The following is a 23,745-nucleotide window of genomic DNA, read 5'->3' as shown; positions in this document are numbered from 1 at the left end:
AGGCTCTTTTTTTGTCAGAACAAAGGATTATTTGAACATTCAGGTCAAAATTTATTAAAATAAGCGTAATTTTAATAAGGGAGGATTCTGAATGACTTTCTTTGATGAGAGAGAACTAAAAAATCAATTGCTGTTTCAAAATGCAAAAGAATTTTATAACTTTGTTTCTAGGTATGATGAGGAGATGATCCCAGTCATGAAAGCAAAGGGCTATACCTGTATTCATTCAATGGAGCGAACCGTCGCTTTTACATTTGGAGAGTTTACTTTCAGAAGAAGACGTTGGAAAAAAGGAGATCATTGGGTCATTCCAGTAGATGAAAAGTTAGGGCTTCAGAAGAACGTCCGCTTCTCCTGGGAATTTATGTATCAGGTGGCTAAATTATCTACTTTAATGCCATATGATAAAGTAACTCAGGTGATCCAATTGACTTATCACATTTCTATCACAAAGCCAATTGTAGTAAAAGCTGTAAAAATTTGTGAGAAGTTATTGGAGGAAAGAGAAGGTTATCGATATTATGAAGAGAATAAAGAGGTTAGCAAAAGAAAAGCCCAGGTTATTTATATTGAGGGTGATGGTGTAATGGTCAAAGCACGTGACACACAGAAGGATAATAAGCATTACGATTTATCCCATTTTGTAGTCCATACGGGAAGCCAGAAAGTTGGCAGCAATCGATTTGAACTCCAGGACAAAAAGGAATTTATTGGTCTTGACAATCGCTTAGTGAGGGAGCAGGTGATCGATTATCTGTTTAATAATTACGAAATTACGAATCAGACTTTATTGATTACGAACTCTGATGGAGGTCATGGATATACACCCTATGTTTTCAAAGAAATTGCGAAGGTTTTGCGAATTAAACGGCATGAACATTTTTGGGATGAGTACCATGTAAATAAGGAGTTGAAGAATTATTTAAAATTTTACTCTGAAGAACTATTAGAGAGAGCTTTCCAGGCGATTAAGCAACATGATAAGCAGTTGATGAGAACTGTTCTGGATACGACTGAAAGTTATATCGAAACAGAAGAAGAACAAGAGTCATTTGAGAGGTTCAAGAGTAAAATATTGAGAAATTTCCAATACACTAAACCAGCCGAACAAAGAGGATTCAGTCATGCAGGAATAGGGATAATGGAGAGTCAGCATCGTAAGGTCACTTATAGAATGAAAAAAAGAGGAATGTACTGGACACTTGCTGGAGCTGAAACCATGAGTCGAATTATTGTTTTGAATTATGAGGATTCCTTGAGAGAATTATTCTTTGGCAACTGGAGAGAAGATTATGAAAAATTTATTTCTTTAGAGGAGGTTTCTGCTTATACCATTAAAAAAAGAATGAGTAAAACGGGTAAAGAAAATACATCTAGATATCAATGTTACCCTGATAGTAAAAGGTTATCCTACTTCAGAAAACAATAGAAGTATGTAATAAATTATATAAAAAGTTATATAACAATAACCTTTGTAAAAAAGGTCTTTTTGTGCTACAATCAAACATAAAATGCTTGCGCGGTGTGTAAAAATGTGTTATAATTTACTTAAATTAATCGAATAAAAAAAGACGAAAAGTGCGCTAACACTTCTCGCCTTACCGAGTAAGAAACCGACCTTCTTACTCAGTCTTTAATTAATGATACCTGATAAGTGTATCAATGTCAAGACTGAGCAAGAAATTTGTTCAGTCTTTTTTTAAAACTCGGTGATGTTCTCCTAAAAAATATGAATTTAGGCGTTCTAAAAAATTCTACCGCATACTAAAGAGTTTCATCAGTTGACAAAAGTGATTCTCTTTAGTAGAATAGAAGATGCGATGAGTCGATAGGTAGTCTTCGGACTACTATTGAGCATAAGGAGGTCATAACGCAGGAGCGGACCTTGATGAGTTGTGTGAACCTGCTCATCACATGAAGATGCCTCTTAGTCCCTGGTCTAGCGACTGGGGATTTTTATTTTCCAAAAAATGATGAAAAAGCTTTGCAATTCATGGAAAAAGTAGTATAATACATCTATTATAGAAATTTTTAGAAAATTCCGAAAGAGGTTATTTATGGGATATACAGTTGCTGTAGTCGGCGCGACAGGTGCTGTCGGAGCTCAGATGATAAAAATGTTGGAAGAATCAACACTTCCAATCGATAAAATTCGTTTACTTGCTTCTGCACGTTCAGCAGGCAAGACTTTGAAATTTAAAGATCAAGATATTACGATTGAAGAAACGACTGAAACAGCTTTTGAGGGAGTTGACATTGCTCTCTTTTCAGCAGGTGGTTCTACATCAGCTAAATATGCACCATACGCAGTTAAAGCTGGAGCGGTAGTAGTAGATAATACATCTTACTTCCGTCAAAATCCAGATGTTCCTCTGGTTGTACCAGAGGTCAATGCTCATGCACTTGATGCCCACAACGGTATTATTGCCTGCCCTAACTGTTCAACAATCCAAATGATGGTGGCTCTTGAGCCAGTTCGCCAAAAATGGGGCTTGGACCGTATCATTGTTTCAACTTACCAAGCAGTTTCAGGTGCTGGTATGGGAGCAATTCTTGAGACACAACGTGAACTTCGTGAAGTGTTGAATGATGGTGTTCAACCACGTGATTTACATGCGGAAATCTTACCTTCAGGCGGTGACAAGAAACATTATCCTATCGCCTTTAACGCTCTTCCACAAATTGATGTCTTCACTGACAATGATTACACTTACGAAGAGATGAAGATGACTAAGGAAACTAAGAAAATCATGGAAGATGATAGCATTGCCGTTTCAGCAACATGTGTGCGTATTCCAGTCTTGTCAGCTCACTCTGAGTCAGTTTATATCGAAACAAAAGAAGTGGCTCCAATCGAAGAAGTCAAAGCAGCTATTGCGGCCTTCCCAGGTGCTGTTCTTGAAGATGATGTAGCTCATCAAATCTATCCGCAAGCTATCAATGCAGTTGGTTCACGTGATACCTTTGTTGGTCGTATCCGTAAAGACTTGGATGCAGAAAAAGGAATTCACATGTGGGTTGTTTCTGATAACCTTCTCAAAGGTGCTGCTTGGAACTCAGTTCAGATTGCAGAAACTCTTCACGAACGTGGCTTGGTTCGTCCAACAGCTGAATTGAAGTTTGAATTAAAATAGTCATATCGTTTAGGAGTTCAGATGAACTCCTTCTTTGAAATAGAGAGGTGTTTTCATGTCTTATCAAGATTTAAAAGAGTGTAAAATCATCACAGCCTTCATTACTCCTTTCCACGAAGATGGTTCTATCAACTTTGATGCCATTCCAGCCTTGATTGAGCATCTGTTGGACCATCACACAGACGGCATTCTCCTAGCTGGAACGACTGCTGAGAGTCCGACCTTGACTCACGATGAAGAGTTGGAATTATTTGCGGCTGTACAAAAGATTGTCGATGGACGCGTTCCTTTGATTGCGGGTGTAGGTACCAATGATACGCGTGACTCGATCGAGTTTGTCAAAGAAGTAGCAGAATTTGGTGGTTTTGCAGCCGGACTTGCAATCGTACCATACTACAACAAACCTTCTCAAGAAGGAATGTATCAGCACTTTAAGGCTATTGCAGATGCTTCTGACCTACCAATTATTATCTATAACATTCCAGGCCGTGTGGTTGTCGAATTGACTCCAGAAACTATGCTTCGCTTGGCTGACCATCCAAATATCATTGGGGTCAAAGAATGTACCAGCTTGGCCAATATGGCTTACTTGATTGAACACAAGCCAGAAGAGTTCTTGGTCTACACTGGTGAGGACGGAGATGCTTTCCATGCCATGAACCTTGGTGCTGACGGGGTTATTTCTGTTGCATCTCATACAAATGGGGATGAGATGCACGAAATGTTTACTGCCATTGCAGAAAGCGACATGAAGAAAGCTGCAGCTATTCAGCGTAAATTCATTCCTAAAGTCAATGCCCTCTTCTCTTATCCAAGTCCTGCTCCTGTTAAGGCAGTTCTGAACTATATGGGATTTGAAGCTGGACCAACTCGTCTGCCTCTTGTTCCAGCACCAGAAGAAGATGCCAAACGCATTATCAAGGTTGTTGTAGATGGTGACTACGAAGCAACTAAGGCAACTGTAACAGGTGTTTTAAGACCAGATTACTAATAAGACAATAAAATCCATGACCGCAAGAAGGATCATGGATTTTTCTTATTTTCCTAAACAGAATTGGCTAAAGAGTTGGGTAATGAGTTCATCTGGAGCAGCATCCCCAGTGATTTCTCCGAGGATTTCCCAAGTACGGGTCAAGTCAACTTGAAGCAAGTCAACTGGCATGCCCAGTTCCAGCCCTTGGTTAACAGCTTGTAGGCTTTCAACTGCCTTTTCAATCAAGGAAATGTGACGTGCATTTGATAGGTAGGTTGCGTCTTGCTCAACCAAACCAGCATTTTCAAAGAAGAGGTTGTTGATTCTCTCTTCAATCTTATCAATATTTTGGTTTTTAAGAACTGAAATGCGGATGACATCTTCAGGAAGTTTTGAAGTTTCAATTGCTTCAGGAAGATCAGTTTTGTTAAGCAGAATAATGCGATTGGTATCTTGGCTGATTTCTAAGAGTTGGTAATCTTGGGTGGTCAGTGGTTCACTAGCATTTAACACTAGTAGTACCAAGTCAGCTTCTTTGAGGGCTTTTTTCGAACGCTCAACACCGATTTGTTCTACAATGTCATCTGTTTCACGAATTCCAGCTGTATCAATCAATTTTAGAGGAACACCGTTGATGTTGACGTATTCTTCAATGACATCACGTGTCGTACCAGCAATATCGGTTACAATTGCCTTGTCTTCACGTAAGAGGTTGTTGAGAAGGCTTGATTTCCCAACGTTGGGACGGCCGATGATAGCTGTTGAAATGCCTTCACGAAGGATTTTACCGCGACGGGCTGTTCTAAGGAGATTAGTTAGTAATTGTTCAAACTCCATAGTCTTTTCGCGGACAACAGCAGTAGTAGCTTCCTCAACATCGTCATACTCAGGATAGTCGATATTGACCTCGACTTGGGCAAGAGTATTGAGGATTTCTTGACGGGTATTGTTAATCAGGTCAGAAAGGGAGCCGTCTAATTGCTTAACTGCAATGTTCATAGCCTTGTCTGTCTTGGCACGGATGATGTCCATCACCGCTTCAGCTTGTGTCAAGTCCACACGACCGTTTAAAAAGGCACGTTTTGTAAATTCACCAGGTTCTGCCAACCGAGCTCCTTCACGGATTGCTAGTTGGAGAATCTCATTGGTCACCGCAATCCCACCGTGAGTGTTGATTTCAATAATATCCTCACGAGTGAAGGTTTTTGGAGATTTCATGGCTCCAACCATAACCTCGTCCATGACTTTTCCTGTCTGAGGGTCAACGATGTGACCGTAGTTAAGGGTATGGCTAGCAACCTGACTCAAGTCTTTTCCTTTAAAAATCTTTTGCGCAATAGCAAAACTTTCTGTTCCGCTCAGGCGGACAATACCAATAGCCCCTTCACCTAGTGGAGTAGAGATAGCAGCGATGGTATCAAATTCACGTGTAATCATAATATTTCCTTTAATTAATAGCTCTTTTCTTGGAAATTTTTCCAAGTCTCTTTTCAAATTGTAACAAATTTGAACTATTTCTTCAATGGATGCTACTTGGAGAATGAAAAAGCCTAAGCAATTCTGCTTAAGCTAGCTTATTTGGTGCGCATTTCCCCTTGTGGGAAGTAAGTTCCTTCAGGCATGTCGTTGATGATGACATGGACAGCAGATTGAGGGGCTCCAGTGTTACGGACGACCGCTTCCGTTACTTCCTTAGCAAGAGCCTTCTTTTGCTCGAGCGTGCGTCCTTCAAATAAATCGATGCGTACAAATGGCATAATGACTTCCTCCACTAGTTTTTGATTTCTTCTATTTTACCACATTTTGCCGTTTAAAGCTTAAGAAAATTATGATATACTAGAATGTAGCAAAAATTTAGAAATGGACGTGAAGCAAGAAACATGGCACAGTTGTATTATCGTTATGGGACCATGAACTCTGGTAAGACGATTGAGATTCTCAAGGTGGCCTATAACTATGAGGAGCAGGGAAAAGGTGTTGTGATTATGACCTCGGCTCTGGATACGCGTGACGGTGTTGGTTATGTGTCGAGTCGGATTGGCATGAAACGCCCTGCCATTGCGATTGAGGAAACGACGGATATCTTTGGCTATATCCGAGACCTACCAGAAAAGCCTTACTGTGTGTTGGTTGATGAAGCCCAGTTTCTTAAGCGTCATCATGTTTATGATCTAGCTCGTGTTGTTGATGAGTTAGATATACCCGTTATGGCTTTTGGTTTGAAAAATGATTTTCGCAATGAACTGTTCGAAGGTTCCAAGTATCTCTTGCTTTTAGCAGATAAGATTGATGAAATCAAGACCATTTGTCAGTATTGCAAGAAAAAGGCGACTATGGTGTTACGTACTCAGGATGGTGTGCCAGTCTATGATGGCGAACAAATTCAGATCGGTGGAAATGAAACCTATATCTCAGTTTGCCGTAAACATTATTTTGCCCCTGAAATCAATAAGGAGAATGAAGAAAAATGAACATCTATGATCAACTACAAGCTGTAGAAGACCGTTATGAAGAACTAGGAGAACTACTCAGTGACCCAGATGTGGTATCGGATACCAAGCGTTTCATGGAGCTTTCAAAAGAAGAGGCTTCAAGTCGTGATACGGTGACAGCCTACCGTGAGTACAAACAAGTCCTTCAAAACATCGTTGATGCTGAAGAGATGATTAAGGAATCAGGCGGAGATGCGGACTTGGAAGAAATGGCTAAGCAAGAGCTCAAAGATGCCAAGGCTGAAAAAGAAGAATACGAAGAAAAACTCAAAATTTTGCTCCTTCCAAAGGATCCAAACGATGACAAGAACATCATCCTTGAAATCCGTGGAGCAGCTGGTGGAGACGAAGCAGCACTTTTTGCTGGGGATTTGCTAACTATGTACCAAAAGTATGCTGAAGCCCAAGGCTGGCGCTTTGAAGTTATGGAAGCCTCTATGAATGGTGTCGGCGGTTTCAAAGAAGTGGTTGCCATGGTTTCGGGGCAATCTGTTTACTCTAAACTCAAGTACGAATCTGGTGCTCATCGTGTGCAACGTGTTCCTGTGACAGAAAGCCAAGGCCGTGTTCATACTTCGACAGCAACAGTTCTTGTCATGCCTGAAGTCGAAGAAGTAGAATACGATATTGATCCAAAAGACCTTCGTGTCGACATCTATCACGCCTCTGGTGCTGGGGGACAGAACGTCAATAAGGTTGCGACAGCAGTTCGTATCGTTCACTTGCCAACCAATATCAAGGTTGAGATGCAGGAAGAACGTACCCAGCAGAAAAACCGTGAGAAGGCCATGAAAATCATTCGTGCCCGTGTTGCTGACCACTTTGCTCAGATTGCTCAGGATGAACAAGACGCTGAGCGTAAGTCGACAATCGGTACTGGGGACCGTTCAGAACGGATTCGTACTTATAACTTCCCACAAAACCGTGTCACAGATCACCGTATCGGCTTAACCCTCCAAAAACTAGATACCATTTTGTCTGGTAAATTGGACGAAGTTGTGGATGCCTTGGTGCTCTATGACCAAACACAAAAATTAGAAGAATTAAACAAATAATGAAATTAGCTCAATTATTTTCAGATTTTGAAGAAGAGTTGATAAGACAAGGAGAGGAAGCTGAAAGCCTCTCTTTTGTCTATCGTAGCCTGAAAAATCTATCTTTTACAGATTTCGTTTTTGCCCTCCAGCAGGAAGTGACGGAAGAGGAAGAAGTATTTGTAAAAGGAATTTTCCAACAGTTAGCAGCTCATAAACCGGCACAATACATCATTGGACAGACAGATTTTTATGGAATGCAGTTAAAAGTTGATGAGCGAGTATTGATCCCTCGTCCAGAAACAGAGGAGTTGGTGGAGCTTATTCTGGCTGAAAATCCTGAGACGAATCTTTCTGTTCTGGATATTGGAACAGGTAGTGGAGCTATTGCTCTCGCTCTAGCAAAAAATAGACCAGATTGGTCGGTGACAGCAGCAGATATTTCCCAAAATGCTTTAGATGTAGCTAGTGAAAATTCTAAAAATCAAAATCTTCAATTATTTTTAAAAAAATCTGACTGTTTTACAGAAATTTCTGAAAAATATGATATAATTGTTTCCAATCCACCCTATATCTCTCGTGAAGATGCGTCAGAGGTCGGCTTGAATGTTTTGTATTCAGAACCTCATCTAGCTCTCTTTGCAGACGAGGATGGTCTAGCTATTTACCGTAGAATTGCGGAAGATGCAAAAGACTATCTCAAAGATGGTGGTAAGATTTACCTTGAAATTGGATACAAGCAAGGTCAAAGTGTTCCTGAACTTTTTAGGAAGCATCTTCCTGAAAAAAGAGTACGAACGCTCAAGGACCAGTTTGGTCAAGATAGGATGGTTGTAATTGATGATGGACAGGATTAGACAAGAGTTGGAAAAGGGTGGAGCTGTCGTTCTACCTACTGAGACAGTTTACGGTCTCTTTGCCAAGGCTCTAGACGAAAAAGCAGTTGATCATGTATACCAGCTCAAACGTCGTCCAAGAGACAAGGCGCTTAACCTCAATATCGCCTCTCTAGAGGACATCTTTCACTTTTCTAAGAATCAGCCAACTTATCTTCAAAAACTTGTAGAGACCTTTTTACCAGGTCCCTTGACCATTATCCTTGAAGCCAATGACCGAGTTCCCTATTGGGTCAATTCAGGTCTTGCAACGGTTGGATTTCGGATGCCTAGTCATCCGATTACCCTTGATTTGATTCGAGAGACAGGTCCCTTGATTGGGCCGTCTGCCAATATTTCAGGTCAGGCAAGTGGAGTGACCTTTAATCAAATTCTAGAGGATTTTGACCAAGAGGTTTTGGGTCTAGAAGACGATGCTTTTCTAACTGGACAGGATTCAACTATTTTGGATTTGTCTGGAGACAAGATGAAAATCTTACGCCAAGGGGCCATTAAGCGAGAGGATATTCTTGCACAGTTGCCAGAGATTTCTTTTGAGGAGGCATGAGATGCTAAGAAATTTAAGAGAAACTGATGTGAAAGCTATATGTAACATTAACCAAGAAGCTTTGGGCTATTCTTTTAGTCTAGAGGAGACAGCTAGTCAACTAACTAGATTATCTCAAGATGAACATCATTTCCTACTTGGTTATGAGGATGAAGACAGTCATGTCTTACTTGGCTATGTCCACGCTGAGGTTTACGAATCCCTCTATTCCAAAGCAGGATTTAATATCTTAGCCTTAGCAGTTTTACCTCAAGCACAAGGTCAAGGTATTGGTAAAAGCTTATTGCAAGGGTTGGAGCAAGAAGCAAAAAGACGCGGCTATGGGTTTATCCGCTTAAACTCTGCTGATCATCGTCTGGGTGCTCATGCATTTTATGAAAAAGTTGGTTATACTTGTGATAAAGTGCAGAAACGGTTTATTCGCATCTTTTAGTTTAGTTTCTTTCTTGTAAAAACAAACTAAAGGACCAGTCACACTATAAAGGAGAAGACCTATGATTTTTGATAAAGACGATTTTAAAGCATATGATGCTGATCTCTGGAATGCTATTGCCAAAGAAGAAGAACGCCAACAAAACAACATTGAGTTGATTGCTTCGGAAAACGTAGTTTCCAAGGCTGTTATGGCAGCTCAAGGGTCTATCTTGACGAATAAATACGCTGAAGGCTACCCAGGCCGCCGTTATTATGGTGGAACTGATGTGGTAGACGTAGTAGAATCTCTAGCCATTGAACGCGCAAAAGAAATTTTCGGTGCTAAATTCGCTAATGTCCAACCTCACTCAGGAAGTCAAGCTAACTGTGCGGCTTACATGGCCTTGATTGAGCCAGGTGATACCGTTATGGGGATGGATTTGGCAGCAGGTGGTCACTTGACCCATGGGGCTCCTGTTAGCTTCTCTGGTCAAACATACAACTTTGTTTCTTATAGTGTGGATCCTGAAACAGAACTCTTAGACTTTGGTGCTATCTTGAAACAAGCCCAAGAAGTAAAACCAAAACTGATTGTAGCTGGTGCTTCAGCCTATTCTCAAATTATCGACTTTTCAAAATTCCGTGAAATTGCAGATGCTGTTGGGGCTAAACTCATGGTAGATATGGCTCATATTGCTGGTTTGGTTGCAGCTGGTCTTCACCCAAGCCCAGTGCCATACGCTCATATCACTACAACAACGACCCACAAAACCCTTCGTGGACCACGTGGTGGTTTGATTTTGACCAATGATGAAGACTTAGCTAAGAAAATCAATTCAGCTATTTTCCCAGGTATTCAGGGTGGTCCTTTGGAGCATGTTGTGGCGGCTAAGGCAGTTTCCTTCAAAGAAGTTTTGGATCCAGCCTTCAAGGAATATGCTGCCAATGTTATCAAGAACAGCAAGACTATGGCAGATGTCTTCTTGCAAGACCCTGATTTTCGTATCATTTCTGGAGGAACTGAAAACCACCTCTTCCTAGTGGATGTGACTAAAGTTGTAGAAAACGGTAAAGTTGCTCAAAACTTGCTAGATGAAGTCAATATTACCCTAAATAAAAACTCAATCCCTTACGAAAGATTGTCACCATTCAAGACAAGTGGTATTCGTATCGGAGCAGCAGCCATTACTGCACGTGGATTTGGTGAAGAAGAAAGTCGCAAAGTGGCTGAGCTCATCATTAAAACCCTTAAGAATGCAGAAAATGAAGCTGTCTTAGAAGAAGTGAGAAGTTTAGTTAAAGAATTAACAGATGCTTTCCCATTATACGAGGACTAAAACTTTTATGGACATTTATATTAAGAAAGCTATTATTCATCAGTTCAGTCCGGATGATACCGAGCTGTTCCTAGCGGATAAGTTTCTCAATATTACTCCAAAAATCGAAGAATACCTGCGGAAAAAAATTGAACGTGTGTATTCAGATGAAGCCAAGACTGGGATTTTCGAGGAAGAAAATCCCTTCTTCAATCATATCACAGACGATTTGTTGGAGACATCAGTAACGCTGGCTAATCTCTGGAAAGAGGAGTTCAGCATTTCCGAAAATCTCAAGACCAATGACTTGATTTTTGTGCAATTTTCTAAAGAAGGTGTAGAACATTTTGCTTTCTTACGAATTGCCCTGCGGGAGACCTTGACCCACCTTGGAGGAGAGGTTGATAATCCAATCAAGCTGACTCAGAATAACCTGCCTGGATTTGGAACAGGGGCTGATGAGGCCTTGGTGGTTAATCTTCAAAGTCGTAAGTACCATCTGATTGAAAAACGAATCAAGTACAACGGGGCTTTCGTGAACTATTTTTCAGAGAATCTCCTAGCTGTCGCCCCTAAGATTTCACCTAAGAAATCTATCAAGGAACTAGAAAAAACGGCTCAGAGAATTGCTGAGACTTTTAACACAGATGATTTTCAATTTCAATCTAAGGTCAAATCAGCGATTTTCAACAATCTTGAAGAAAGCAATGAATTATCGCCTGAGAAATTGGCCAACGACCTTTTTGACAACAATCTGACGGCTCGTTTGAGCTTTATTGACCAAGTCAAAGAAGCCGTACCAGAGCCAGTTCAGTTTGATGAAATTGATGCCAGTCGCCAATTAAAGAAATTTGAAAACCAAAAACTCTCCTTGTCAAATGGAATTGAGCTCATTGTTCCCAATAATGTCTATCAAGATGCTGAGTCTGTTGAGTTTATCCAAAATGACAATGGAACCTACTCTATCTTAATCAAAAATATCGAGGATATTCAAAGTAAATAATGTTTAAACGAATTCGAAGAGTGCTTGTACTAGCAGTCTTCCTTTTTGCTGGCTATAAAGCTTACCGCGTTCACCAAGATGTCAAGCAGGTCATGACCTATCAACCCATGGTTCGCGAAATCTTGAGTGAAAAAGACACCCCAGCAAACGAAGAGCTTGTGCTCGCTATGATTTATACCGAAACAAAAGGAAAAGAAGGCGATGTCATGCAGTCCAGTGAGTCTGCAAGTGGTTCAACCAATACCATCAATGATAATGCGTCTAGCATTCGGCAAGGTGTGCAAACTTTGACCGACAATCTCTATCTAGCCCAGAAGAAGGACGTTGATGTCTGGACGGCTGTGCAAGCCTATAATTTTGGACCTGCCTATATCGATTTTATTGCCCAAAATGGCAAAGAAAATACTCTAGCACTAGCCAAACAGTACTCCCGTGATACAGTTGCTCCCTTGCTGGGTAATGCCACTGGAAAAACTTATAGTTATATTCACCCCATTTCTATTTTTCATGGTGCTGAACTTTACGTAAATGGGGGGAACTATTACTATTCTAGACAGGTACAACTCAACCTTTACATCATCAAATGTTTCACTCTCTTTTCAACATCTGGCTAGTCCAGGTGTTTTTGTTATAAGTTTTCTTTAAGATAGATATATTACTCTAGAAAGGTAAAGGAGGGAATTCCCTATGAGAAAGAAACTCTTTCTGACCAGTGCTGCGGTTTTGTGGGCAGTAACAGCTATGAATAGCGTCCATGCAGCAACAGATGTTCAAAAAGTTATCGATGAAACCTACGTCCAACCCGAATATGTCCTAGGTTCTTCATTGTCTGAAGACCAAAAAAATCAAACCCTTAAAAAACTAGGCTACAATGCCTCAACAGACACCAAAGAACTCAAGACCATGACACCTGATGTCTATTCTAAGATTATGAATGTGGCTAATGACTCTAGTTTACAGTTGTATTCATCAGCCAAGATTCAAAAACTAGGTGACAAGTCGCCACTTGAGGTCAAGATTGAAACACCAGAAAACATCACTAAGGTGACTCAGGATATGTACCGAAATGCAGCCGTAACTTTGGGTGTGGAACACGCCAAAATCACTGTAGCAGCACCTATTCCCGTTACAGGAGAAAGTGCCTTAGCCGGGATTTACTATTCGCTGGAAGCTAATGGAGCCAAGGTACCGCAAGCCAATAAAGATTTGGCTCAAGAAGAGTTGAAGGCTTTATCCGATATCAATGCTGAAAACAAGGACAAAACAGGCTATGATGCTAATAAATTAAACGTTGCCCTAGCTGATATCAAGTCAGGACTCGCCAAAGCTAAAGAAAGTAAGGGAAATCTGACAGAGGAAGATGTCCGCAAAATCGTTGAAGATACCTTGAAAAATTACAAACTTGATCAGGTCATAACAGGAAACCAGATCAATATCATCATCAATTTTGCTTTGAATCTTTCAAAGAGTGATATCCTCAGTAACTCAGACTTCACTAAAACCCTAAATGACCTTAAACAAAGTATTGTTTCACAAGCTGGCGACAGTTTTAAAAATATCAACCTTAACTTTGATTCTGATAAGGCGCTAGAAGAAGGTGGTAACTTCTTAAGCTCCCTCTGGCAAGCCATTGTCAACTTCTTCAAGAGTTTTGGTTCTTAAGAAAAATCATGGTATAATAGATGGTAACCGTAACGTTGCCGTCTTTTTTGTCGGCCAATAGAAAGAGAAGAGAATGTTAAAGAAAAATGATATTGTAGAAGTTGAAATTGTTGACTTGACTCATGAAGGTGCAGGAGTTGCCAAGGTAGATGGTTTGGTCTTTTTTGTTGAGAATGCTTTACCTAGTGAAAAAATTCTCATGCGAGTTCTCAAGGTCAATAAAAAGATTGGTTTTGGGAAGGTTGAAGAATACCTTGTCCAGTCGCCACACCGTAATCAAGACGTAGATTTGGCTTACCTGCGTTCAGGAATCGCTGATTTAGGGCATCTTGCCTATCCAGAACAGCTCAAATTTAAAACCAAGCAAGTCAAGGACAGTCTCTACAAGATTGCTGGAATTGCTGATGTAGAGGTTGCTGAAACGCTAGGAATGGAAAATCCAGTCAAATACCGCAACAAGGCACAGGTGCCTGTTCGTCGTATTAATGGTGTTTTGGAAACTGGCTTTTTCCGTAAGAATTCCCACGACCTCATGCCTCTGGAAGATTTCTTTATCCAAGATCCTGTGATTGACGAGGTAGTAGTAGCCCTACGCGACTTGCTCCGCCGTTTTGATTTGAAATCTTATGATGAAAAGGAACAATCTGGCTTGATTCGGAATCTTGTGGTGCGTCGCGGACACTATTCAGGTCAAATTATGGTTATTTTGGTAACAACTCGTCCCAAAGTTTTTCGTGTGGAGCAATTGATTGAACAACTAATCAAGCAATTCCCAGAGATTGTGTCTGTTATGCAAAATATCAACGATCAGAACACCAATGCAATTTTTGGTAAGGAATGGCGCACACTTTATGGACAAGATTTTATCACTGACCAGATGTTGGGAAATGACTACCAAATCTCTGGTCCCGCTTTTTATCAAGTCAATACTGAAATGGCAGAGAAGCTTTATCAAACAGCCATTGACTTTGCAGAATTAAAAGAAGATGATGTGGTCATTGATGCCTATTCTGGTATCGGGACGATTGGCCTCTCTGTTGCGAAACATGTCAAGGAAGTCTATGGTGTTGAAGTGATTCCAGAAGCGGTTGAGAATAGCAAGAAGAATGCTCAACTGAACAATATTTCAAATGCCAACTATGTTTGCGATACAGCTGAAAATGCTATGAAAAATTGGCTCAAGGAAGGAATTCAACCAACCGTTATCTTGGTTGATCCTCCACGCAAGGGCTTGACAGAAAGCTTTATCAAAGCAAGCGCTCAAACAGGAGCAGACCGCATTGCCTATATCTCATGTAATGTCGCTACCATGGCGCGTGATATCAAACTATATCAAGAATTGGGATATAAATTGAAGAAAGTACAGCCAGTAGATTTATTCCCACAGACGCATCACGTCGAGTGTGTGAGTTTGTTAGTGAAACGCAGTTAAACCTCAAAAGGTTCACCCAAACCTTTTGAGTTCCACAAACGCATCATGTTGAGGCGGTATCACTGCTTGTTCAAACTGATTTAACAAGTATTTATCTAGTGAAAGTCCTACAGTAAGGAGTTTAAACATGAAATTCCATGAATTTGGTGATAAGAATTTACCTCCTATTTTACTGATACATGGTGGTGGCAGTTCTTGGTGGAATTATCTTCGTCAAGCACGAATCTTGTCAGAAGAATACCGTATTATTCTACCCACTTTGAATGGCCACGGCGAGGAATATCAACTTGATTATGTTTCTACTGAAGATTCTGCTTTGGAGATTCTAGACTATATCAAAGCAAACTGTGGTGGGAAATTGTTTGCCATTGGTGGCGTTTCACTTGGCGGTCAAATTGCCATGGAGCTTTTGTCTTTAGACAGTGAAATTACTGAGAAGGCCATCATAGACGGAAGCATCTGTATTCCTCAACCAAGGTTAGCTAAAATCAGCATCTTTCTAGTGTCTCTATTTGGTAAACTGATGTTCAATAAATTCTCTTGCAAACTTCAGTTAAGCATGATGAACAAACTCTATCCTAAACTCGCTTATCCAGAGGAAATAAAAGATTATTATTTGGAGGATCTGCCAAGGACGCCTGTTAAAACATTGGTGACCATTTACAAAACCTATATGGGGCATTACAAGCTGAAAGATATGATTTCTGCTAGCAAGGCTCAGGTTCTGTATATCTATGGTGAAAAAGAATTGAACTGTGTGAAAGAATCAGCGAAATTATTTCATCAGCTACATTCAAATACAATTTTGTATGAAGCAAAGGGTTATAATCACGGTTATTTATCATCTTACCTACATCAGGAGTGGATTGATTTGGTGGCACCATTTTTAAAGAGTTAACCATTGGGAATGTGTAATAAATCTGATATGTCACAAGGAGGAATCTTATGCTAGGAGCAACTGTTGGAGATATTGTCGGTTCTGTTTACGAATGGAACAATATCAAAACGAAGGACTTTCCTTTATTTCGTAAGGACTGCTTTTTTACAGATGATACGGTTATGACCTGTGCTGTTGATGGTAAAAACGTATAAAACTGTGAACGAAAGTGATTAAGAAAAGCCTTGATTGTAAGGCTTTTTGTTATATAAAAAATTTAAAGTGAAAAGGAATCAATTTAAACAATAATGTGTCTCATACAGATTGTTAAATATTGAACTTATATAGCTGTTATGATATAATATAAACAGATAAAACAGAGATAACAGTTGGATAGTTAGGAGGATATAGAGGGTGAATATACAGATTGATAATTCAAGTGATAATCCGATTTATTTACAGATTAAAAATCAAATAAAGGCTCAGATTATTTTGGGAGAATTAAAGGTTGGCGAGCAATTACCATCAATCAGATTTTTAGCTAAAGAACTTCGAGTGAGTATGATAACTGCTAAAAGAGCTTTTGATGATCTAGAACTTGATGGTTTCATTAATTCAGTTCAAGGTAAAGGTAATTTTGTTGCAGCTCAAAATAAAGAGCTTATTCGAGAAGAATATTTGAAACGAATTGAATCAAAAATGCAAGATATTCTTGAGCTTTCAGCGATTGCAGGTGTTACCAATGATGAGTTGGTAGAGATGTTTAGTAGTTATATGGAGGGAAAATATGAGTGATTTTGCTATTGAAATCAAAAACTTGGTTAAAAAATTTGATGACTTTACATTAGGACCGATAGATTTTTCTATTCCTAAAGGCTCTATTGTCGGATACATTGGCCAAAACGGGGCTGGTAAAAGTACAACCATAAAATTATTGTTAGGATTACTTAAGAAAGACTCAGGAGAAATTAAAATTTTAGGTTATGATAATCCTAATAGTCTTGAATTGAAAGATAAAATTGGAGTAGTGTTTGATGATTTATTAGTGCCGGAAGAAATGACACTCGTTGATTTGGAAAAATTTTGTTCAAGGGTATATTCAAAATGGGACAGAGAATTTTTCTATCAATTAAAAAAGAAATTTAAATTATCTGAAAAACAGGCTATTCAAAGTTATTCTCGTGGAATGAGAATGAAATTATCGATGGCAGTAGCTTTATCTCATAAAGCAGAAATTCTCATTTTGGATGAAGCTACAAGTGGATTGGATCCGATTGTACGGGACGAAATTTTAGATTTTCTTCTTGACTTTATTCAAGATGAAAATCATACAATTTTAATATCGTCACATATCCTATCAGATTTAGAGAAAGTGGCGGATTATATTGCTTTTATCAATGATGGTAAAGTACTTTTTGTTGAATCAAAGGATGAACTCAAAGAAAACTATGCTATCTGTACTTTATCTAATGAAGAAGTTAAAAATCTTGATGAGGAAGCTATAATTGGGAGAAGGATACACGCATTTGGACAAGAGATGCTTGTTAAAAGAAATTTTATTCCATATGGAATCAGATTACAAAAACCTTCTATCGAAGATATTATGATATATTTTTTGAAAGGAGATAAAAGATAATGACTGCATTGATATTAAAAGATATAGCTACTTTAAAGAAAACACTACTATTAACGATTACTCTCTGTATTGCACTCATTGTTTATGGGGTATATGAAAATGAAATTTTTATGATACCGCTTATTTGTACTATGATACCGTTAATTTTAACTGCTATCGCTTTGGGCTATGATACGAGATCGAAGTTTGAACAATTTGCCTTTTCCATGCCTATTAAAAAGAGTAGCTTTGTACTAAGTAAATTGTTTTTTGCGTTTGTTTTTGGATTAGTAGGTTCAGTTTGTTTATTTGTTCAATTGGTAATAAAAAAAGAGATGTTAATAGACAGCATCATATTTATCTCACTAATTACATTAGTTGTAAGTATTTTGATATCAGCTATTCAACTTCCGTTTATCCTTAAGTACGGGGCTGAAAAAGGTAGGCTAATCATGGTTATAACATACTTTATAGTATTTGCTCTATCTAGTTTTTTTAAAGCAAAATCAGATTTACTGACTAATGTTGTGGAGTTTTTCTTAAAGAATTCGAGTTTAATGATTTTTATTGGAATGGTTTTTGTCAGTATTGTTATCATAGGAATTGCTATAAAAATATCTATTTTAATTATGGAGAAAAAAGAATACTAGAGAAGTTGAGAGTAGATTATAAAAACTTAGAAGGAGGAATCTTATGCTAGGAGCAATTATCGGAGATATTATCGGTTCTGTTTACGAATGGAACAATATCAAAACGAAGGACTTTCCTTTATTTCGGAAGGACTGCTTTTTTACAGATGACACGGTTATGACCTGTGCTGTTGCAGAGGCGATTATGAATGGGGGACAAAAAGACGACTTCATTGATGCTATGAAGAAATATGGTAGAATGTATCCTGATGCTGATTATGGTGCTCGGTTTAATGCATGGCTAAACAGCGATAACCGTGAGCCTTATAATAGCTTTGGGAATGGTTCGGCTATGCGTGTTTCTCCATGTGCTTGGACAATGGACTGTGGTTTTTGTGCGAGAACCGGAATGTGGCCATCATCTAGGGAATTTGCGAGTCTTTCTGCAGAGGTAACTCATAATCATCCAGAAGGTATCAAAGGTGCAATGGCTACAGCTGATGCTATTTTTCTATGTCGTTTTTACTTTGGTGGTTATTGTAGAGAATATGAGCAAGCAATTAATGACAATCATACAGAGTGTAAAAGACGGATTAAGGATTATATAGAGCAGACATACGACTACAATCTATCTCAAACTTTAGATGAAATCCGTCCTAACTATCGTTTCAACGAAACATGTCAGGAAACTGTCCCTCAAGCCATTATTGCCTTTCTTGAAAGTACAGATTTCGAAGATGCGATAAGAAATGCCATCTCACTTGGTGGCGACAGTGATACTCTCGCTGCAATCACTGGCAGCATAGCCGAGGCAGCTTATGGTATTCCTGTTTGGATAAAGGATAAGGCCTATTCTTATTTGGATGAAACATTAAAGGATATAGTCATTAGATGGGAAAATAGAATAAAAGCGTATTAATCTCCAGTACGTCATATTTCTGTTTTCTGTATTTTCATTGTATAATAGGATTACATTTACTTGCATACGGCGAAATGTAAACATTTTTATTTAAAATTAAGGAGAACATTAATGAAAAAAGCAATGGTAATTATCAACCCTACCTCTGGTGGGGAAAAGGCTTTGGATTACAAAGAAAAGCTGGAGAATAAAGCAAAAGAATATTTTGAGCACGTAGAAACCAAAATTACCGAAAAAGCTCTGGATGCAACCCATTTTGCTGAAGAAGCCTCTCGTGAGCAGTACGATGCAGTGGTGTGTTTTGGTGGAGATGGGACTGTCAACGAAGTCATTTCGGGTATCGCTGAGAGAGAATACGTTCCTAAGTTAGGTATTATCCCTGGTGGGACGGGTAACCTCATTACAAAACTTTTAGACATCAACCAAGATATCGATGGTGCTATTGATGAACTCGATTTTGATCTAACTAATAAGATTGATATTGGTAAAGCAAATGATAACTATTTTGGTTATATCTTTAGTATTGGTTCTCTTCCTGAAGCGATTCACAACGTTGAAATCGAGGATAAGACAAAATTCGGTATTTTAGCCTATGCTGTTAATACCATGAAGTCTGTCATGACGGATAAGGTCTTTAATATTAAGGTTGAAACAGAAAATGGAAATTATGTTGGCGAAGCTAGCCATGTTTTGGTTCTCTTGACAAATTACTTCGCTGACAAAAAAATCTTTGAAGAAAACAAGGACGGCTATGCCAACATTTTGATCTTAAAAGATGCGTCTCTATTCTCCAAATTATCAGTCATTCCTGATTTATTAAAGGGCGATGTTGTCGGCAATAATAATATTGAGTATATCAGAGCGCGCAATATTAAAATCTCCTCTGATAGTGAATTGGAGTCTGATGTTGACGGCGATAAATCGGATAACCTACCTGTTGAAATAAAAGTCCTAGCTCAGCGAGTAGAAGTATTTTCAAAACCGAAAGAGTAGAAGGTAAAAATTAGTTTATTATTCACAACGAAATTAAGTTCTATATCAACGATTGGAGGAGGAATGAATTCTCTATTTGATGAATTTCGAACAATTTGTTCTCATTTAAACCAAGTCGGAATCACTCCGACGCTCATGGGTTCTTTGGGGTTTGAATACCGATCAAATGAAGAATGGGGGCCGTCTGACATTGACATTCATGTGCCTGGTGATCCTAGAGGTTGGGAAGCACCTGATCATCTCAGAATTTATGAGTGGGACAAGATAATGAAAGTGATGAAACACTTAGGCTATGCCTTAATAGATATTCATGAGCATGAATTCCAAAAAGATGGTCTGAGTGTTGAATTCGGAAGTATCGATTCTTTACCTGATTTTGCAGGAGTTTCGGAATCGGATATAGAGCTGATTCATCTCGAAAACATCACTTTTCGCGTTCCAAGTTTGGAACAGTTTTTAAGTATTTACAAGGCTTCTTCCCAAGATTCTTATCGAAATGAGCACAATAACAATAAGGATTTTAAAAAAATTGAGTGGCTGGAAAGATATTTGTAAATCATCATTTGAAAAGTAGCAAGTTGTAAGACTGGCTACTTTTTTATTTATAGAACCAAACCACTAGAATCTACGGACAAGCCTTGAAAATAAAATACAAAAGTAGTATACTAGAATCACAATTATGAAAACGTTTGCGTAAAATTTGAATTAAAACTTTAGGAGACAAATTGATGGAATTAAGTGCTATTTACCATAGGCCTGAGTCGGAGTATGCCTATCTTTATAAGGATAAGAAACTTCATATTCGGATTCGAACTAAGAAAGGGGACATTGAAAGCATCAACCTGCATTATGGCGACCCTTTTATCTTTATGGAGGAGTTTTATCAAGATACAAAGAAAATGGCCAAGATAACTTCTGATGCCATCTTTGATTATTGGCAGGTTGAAGTGTCCGTTGACTTTGCACGTATCCAGTATCTCTTTGAACTCAAGGATACAGAAGGTCAAAGTATTTTGTATGGCGATAAAGGGTGTGTGGAAAATTCTCTAGCAAATCTTCATGCTATTGGGAATGGATTTAAGTTGCCTTATCTTCATGAGATTGATGCATGCCAGATTCCTGACTGGGTTTCAAATACGGTGTGGTATCAGATATTTCCTGAGAGATTTGCTAATGGAAATGCTCTATTAAACCCAGAAGGGACATTAGACTGGGATTCCTCTATCACACCTAAAAGTGATGATTTCTTTGGTGGTGATTTACAGGGGATTATTGACCATCTGGATTACTTGCAAGACTTGGGCATTACTGGACTTTATCTTTGTCCTATCTTTGAATCTAATAGCAATCATAAGTACAATACGACAGATTACTTTGAAATTGACCGTCATTTTGGAGACAAGGAGACCTTTCGGGAGATCGTCGAGCAAGCGCATCAGCGTGATATGAAAATCATGCTGGATGCTGTATTTAATCATATTGGTTCGCAATCTACTCAATGGCAAGATGTTGTCAAAAATGGTGAACAGTCTGCTTATAAAAATTGGTTCCATATTCAACAATTCCCAGTGACGACTGAAAAACTTGCTAATAAGAGAGACTTACCTTATCATGCTTTTGGTTTCGAGGACTATATGCCTAAACTAAATACAGCCAATCCAGAGGTCAAGGACTATCTTTTAAAGGTTGCGACTTATTGGATTGAAGAGTTTGATATCGATGCTTGGCGTTTGGATGTGGCTAATGAGATTGACCATCAGTTCTGGAAGGATTTTCGTAATGCAGTTTTAGCTAAAAAGCCTGATCTTTATATCCTAGGAGAAGTCTGGCATACGTCTCAGCCTTGGTTAAATGGAGATGAGTTCCATGCGGTCATGAATTATCCTTTATCTGATAGTATCAAGGACTATTTCTTACGAGGAATTAAGAAGATTGATCAGTTCATCGATGAAATCAATGGTCAGTCTATGTATTACAAACAGCAGATTTCAGAGGTTATGTTTAATCTCTTGGATTCGCATGATACAGAACGAATCTTGTGGACGGCAAATGAAGATGCTCAACTGGTTAAATCAGCCCTAGCCTTTCTCTTTTTACAAAAGGGAACACCCTGCATTTATTACGGAACCGAGTTAGCTTTAACCGGAGGACCAGACCCAGATTGTCGACGTTGTATGCCTTGGGAACGTGTATCAAGTGACAATGATATGCTGAACTTTATGAAGAAGCTAATCAAGATTCGCAAACATGCGTCAGCAACCATTCAGCATGGCAAGTATAGTCTCCAAGAAATCAAAGCTGATGTAGTAGCTTTGCAGTGGAAATATGAAGGGCAAATCCTCAAAGCGATTTTCAACCAATCAAAGGAAGATTATCATTTACAAAAAGAAGCAGTAGCACTAGCAAGCAATTGCCAAGAATTGGAGAATCAGCTTGTGATCTCTCCAAAAGGATTTGTGATTTTCTAAAAACTAGTTGATGAAGATTATGATCTTTTACTCAACTTATATAGTATAATAAGGCTAGTTACTAAACTTGTAAAGGAGAACTTAAATGAATTGTAGAGGACATGAAACAAGACAAAGAATTGTTAGAGATTATGAAGTTCAGCCTGAAGCGCATATTAAGCTGTTAGTAAATCAACAAAAACATAGTGATGCAGGAGCAACTATTGAAGATGAATATTATGTATTTAGTGCTAAGCATAAAACTGATGGCAAGAAGGAAGTTATTCAGTGTGGCATGGGAGCTGCAAGAGATTTTTTAGAACTAATTAATCACAAAGGGTTACCTCTTTTTAATCCTCTTGTAGGTGAACCTAATGTAAATAATAGACAAGAATATGACAATAGAGGGGGTGGAAATTTACAACCTGAAGAGTGGAATAAAACTGCAAAGCAGCTTTATAATGCGATAATGTGGTTGATTATCTTATGGGATGCTAAGCCAGATACACCTTTATTTGATTTTAAAGACGAAGTAATTAAGTATAAGACATATGAGCCTTTTGATATCAAGATAAAAAGAGTAAATACCACTATAAGGAATGGTAGTAAAGGGAAAACTCTGACTGAGATGATTAATGGCTACAGAGCGGATAATGATATTAGAGATGGGATCTGTAACTTTGATATTCTGAAAAATAAAATCTGTGATATGAAAGATCGACAAGGAAATACAATAGAATCTTACTTTTAGTTAATACTGAATTTGGGATGTTCTATAAAATAGTCTAATTGAGATTTACATAGTAGACTATGCAATGTAGTTAAAATATCAGTAAAAACAACACTTTGTTGAGGTATTGGATATGTTTTGCTAATAGCCTAATAATCACATGTGGAGTGTTGCTACAACGAAAATGGTGATAATCCTTGACTTCAAGCTATTTTATAAACATTTTGTCTTTGTAGATAAAGGCAATTTTGACAACAAAAATCCTAAAAGGTGAATCGTTATAAATGTATTTGTAGATATCGTTTGCGCATCGAAAAAATTAATGCAAGAATAAATATTTATGGCTCTTTAGGTGACTTTTATAGAAGTAAAGTATAGGATTGAAAAACAAGAAATAACGCACCAATTTTGGTGCGTTATGCTTTTTTATGATATAATTGAATTATAAAAATAAAGGAGTTTGCCATGATTGGAAAGAACATAAAATCCTTACGTAAAACACATGACTTAACACAACCCGAATTTGCCCGAATTATAGGTATTTCACGTAATAGTCTGAGTCGGTATGAAAATGGAACGAGTTCAGTCTCTACGGAATTAATAGACATCATCTGCCAGAAGTTTAATGTATC

General features: G+C 38.5%; 25 protein-coding genes and 1 pseudogene. 24 read left to right on the top strand and 2 right to left on the bottom strand.

All coding sequences use genetic code 11. From position 1 onward, the window contains the following. Positions 1–91: 91 nt before the first annotated feature. From JQ841_RS00130 to dapA, 3 genes are all read left to right on the top strand, one after another. Positions 92–1,429 (top strand): ISLre2 family transposase, encoded by a 1,338-nt coding sequence (locus JQ841_RS00130; RefSeq protein WP_203179742.1) that lies wholly within the window; start codon positions 92–94, stop codon positions 1,427–1,429. A gap of 628 nt (positions 1,430–2,057) precedes the next feature. Continuing rightward, complete coding sequence (locus JQ841_RS00125) at positions 2,058–3,134, top strand: aspartate-semialdehyde dehydrogenase (protein ID WP_203179741.1); 1,077 nt, start codon at positions 2,058–2,060, stop codon at positions 3,132–3,134. Between the two features lie 55 nt (positions 3,135–3,189). Further along, a complete protein-coding gene (dapA, locus tag JQ841_RS00120) occupies positions 3,190–4,125 on the top strand; it encodes a 4-hydroxy-tetrahydrodipicolinate synthase (protein WP_203179740.1) in 936 nt (311 codons plus the stop codon). A gap of 45 nt (positions 4,126–4,170) precedes the next feature. On the opposite strand, the gene mnmE is transcribed toward dapA, so the two are convergent. Further along, positions 4,171–5,544: a tRNA uridine-5-carboxymethylaminomethyl(34) synthesis GTPase MnmE gene (gene mnmE, locus JQ841_RS00115; RefSeq protein WP_203179739.1), complete on the bottom strand. Its 1,374-nt coding sequence runs from the start codon at positions 5,542–5,544 to the stop codon at positions 4,171–4,173. A gap of 137 nt (positions 5,545–5,681) precedes the next feature. Beyond that, positions 5,682–5,864: a 4-oxalocrotonate tautomerase gene (locus tag JQ841_RS00110; protein ID WP_001117401.1), complete on the bottom strand. Its 183-nt coding sequence runs from the start codon at positions 5,862–5,864 to the stop codon at positions 5,682–5,684. Between the two features lie 123 nt (positions 5,865–5,987). Between JQ841_RS00110 and JQ841_RS00105 the strand changes: the two genes are divergently transcribed. The 21 genes and pseudogenes from JQ841_RS00105 to JQ841_RS00005 form a co-directional block, all read left to right on the top strand. Next, positions 5,988–6,578: a thymidine kinase gene (locus JQ841_RS00105; RefSeq protein ID WP_000068127.1), complete on the top strand. Its 591-nt coding sequence runs from the start codon at positions 5,988–5,990 to the stop codon at positions 6,576–6,578. After that, positions 6,575–7,654: a peptide chain release factor 1 gene (gene prfA, locus JQ841_RS00100; protein WP_001028807.1), complete on the top strand. Its 1,080-nt coding sequence runs from the start codon at positions 6,575–6,577 to the stop codon at positions 7,652–7,654. The genes JQ841_RS00105 and prfA overlap by 4 nt, the downstream gene beginning before the upstream one ends. Further along, a complete protein-coding gene (prmC, locus tag JQ841_RS00095; protein WP_203179738.1) occupies positions 7,654–8,490 on the top strand; it encodes a peptide chain release factor N(5)-glutamine methyltransferase in 837 nt (278 codons plus the stop codon). The genes prfA and prmC overlap by 1 nt, the downstream gene beginning before the upstream one ends. Beyond that, on the top strand, positions 8,474–9,076 hold the full coding sequence (locus tag JQ841_RS00090; protein WP_203179737.1) for an L-threonylcarbamoyladenylate synthase: 603 nt from the start codon (positions 8,474–8,476) through the stop codon (positions 9,074–9,076). The genes prmC and JQ841_RS00090 overlap by 17 nt, the downstream gene beginning before the upstream one ends. 1 nt (position 9,077) lies before the next feature. Then, the gene (locus JQ841_RS00085) at positions 9,078–9,509 is read left to right on the top strand and encodes a GNAT family N-acetyltransferase (RefSeq protein ID WP_084863484.1); all 432 of its coding nucleotides are present in this window, start codon (positions 9,078–9,080) and stop codon (positions 9,507–9,509) included. Between the two features lie 61 nt (positions 9,510–9,570). Continuing rightward, positions 9,571–10,827: a serine hydroxymethyltransferase gene (gene glyA / locus JQ841_RS00080; protein ID WP_203179736.1), complete on the top strand. Its 1,257-nt coding sequence runs from the start codon at positions 9,571–9,573 to the stop codon at positions 10,825–10,827. 7 nt (positions 10,828–10,834) lie between these two features. Next, positions 10,835–11,809 (top strand): nucleoid-associated protein, encoded by a 975-nt coding sequence (locus tag JQ841_RS00075; RefSeq protein WP_192855459.1) that lies wholly within the window; start codon positions 10,835–10,837, stop codon positions 11,807–11,809. Further along, positions 11,809–12,423: a cell wall hydrolase Pmp23 gene (gene pmp23 / locus JQ841_RS00070; RefSeq protein ID WP_084929659.1), complete on the top strand. Its 615-nt coding sequence runs from the start codon at positions 11,809–11,811 to the stop codon at positions 12,421–12,423. Before JQ841_RS00075 ends, pmp23 begins: the two co-directional genes overlap by 1 nt. A 73-nt stretch (positions 12,424–12,496) precedes the next feature. After that, positions 12,497–13,471, top strand: coding sequence for a DUF1002 domain-containing protein (locus tag JQ841_RS00065; RefSeq protein ID WP_203179735.1), 975 nt, complete (start codon positions 12,497–12,499; stop codon positions 13,469–13,471). A gap of 73 nt (positions 13,472–13,544) precedes the next feature. Continuing rightward, complete coding sequence (gene rlmD, locus JQ841_RS00060) at positions 13,545–14,903, top strand: 23S rRNA (uracil(1939)-C(5))-methyltransferase RlmD (RefSeq protein ID WP_203179734.1); 1,359 nt, start codon at positions 13,545–13,547, stop codon at positions 14,901–14,903. A 127-nt stretch (positions 14,904–15,030) separates the two neighbouring features. Then, complete coding sequence (locus tag JQ841_RS00055) at positions 15,031–15,801, top strand: alpha/beta hydrolase (RefSeq protein ID WP_203179733.1); 771 nt, start codon at positions 15,031–15,033, stop codon at positions 15,799–15,801. Positions 15,802–15,848: 47 nt separating this feature from the next. Further along, positions 15,849–15,977: pseudogene (locus JQ841_RS00050) on the top strand (ADP-ribosylglycohydrolase family protein); the annotation flags it as partial. A gap of 217 nt (positions 15,978–16,194) precedes the next feature. Next, complete coding sequence (locus tag JQ841_RS00045; protein ID WP_045611697.1) at positions 16,195–16,575, top strand: GntR family transcriptional regulator; 381 nt, start codon at positions 16,195–16,197, stop codon at positions 16,573–16,575. Next, entirely contained in the window at positions 16,568–17,416 is an 849-nt protein-coding gene (locus tag JQ841_RS00040) for an ABC transporter ATP-binding protein (protein WP_203179731.1), read from the top strand. Before JQ841_RS00045 ends, JQ841_RS00040 begins: the two co-directional genes overlap by 8 nt. Then, positions 17,416–18,045, top strand: a complete 630-nt coding sequence (locus JQ841_RS00035) for an ABC-2 transporter permease (protein WP_203179730.1) — start codon at positions 17,416–17,418, stop codon at positions 18,043–18,045. Before JQ841_RS00040 ends, JQ841_RS00035 begins: the two co-directional genes overlap by 1 nt. A 43-nt stretch (positions 18,046–18,088) precedes the next feature. Further along, positions 18,089–18,943, top strand: a complete 855-nt coding sequence (locus JQ841_RS00030; protein WP_203179729.1) for an ADP-ribosylglycohydrolase family protein — start codon at positions 18,089–18,091, stop codon at positions 18,941–18,943. Between the two features lie 111 nt (positions 18,944–19,054). Next, a complete protein-coding gene (locus tag JQ841_RS00025; RefSeq protein WP_203179728.1) occupies positions 19,055–19,936 on the top strand; it encodes a diacylglycerol/lipid kinase family protein in 882 nt (293 codons plus the stop codon). 63 nt (positions 19,937–19,999) lie between these two features. After that, a complete protein-coding gene (locus tag JQ841_RS00020; protein WP_203179727.1) occupies positions 20,000–20,491 on the top strand; it encodes a phosphoribosylanthranilate isomerase in 492 nt (163 codons plus the stop codon). A gap of 173 nt (positions 20,492–20,664) precedes the next feature. Further along, positions 20,665–22,404 carry a glycoside hydrolase family 13 protein gene (locus tag JQ841_RS00015; protein ID WP_203179726.1) on the top strand — a complete coding sequence of 580 codons (1,740 nt, stop codon included), beginning with the start codon at positions 20,665–20,667 and terminating at the stop codon, positions 22,402–22,404. A 274-nt stretch (positions 22,405–22,678) separates the two neighbouring features. Then, complete coding sequence (locus tag JQ841_RS00010) at positions 22,679–23,134, top strand: hypothetical protein (protein WP_203179798.1); 456 nt, start codon at positions 22,679–22,681, stop codon at positions 23,132–23,134. Between the two features lie 444 nt (positions 23,135–23,578). Then, positions 23,579–23,745: helix-turn-helix domain-containing protein (locus JQ841_RS00005; protein WP_152409707.1), on the top strand; the 167-nt coding region annotated here is incomplete at its 3' end.

Source organism: Streptococcus mitis (genome assembly GCF_905187535.1).
Lineage (GTDB): Bacteria > Bacillota > Bacilli > Lactobacillales > Streptococcaceae > Streptococcus > Streptococcus mitis_BS.
The sequence above is the reverse complement of the archived record's forward strand: the minus strand, read 5'-3'. Positions and strand labels throughout refer to the sequence as shown.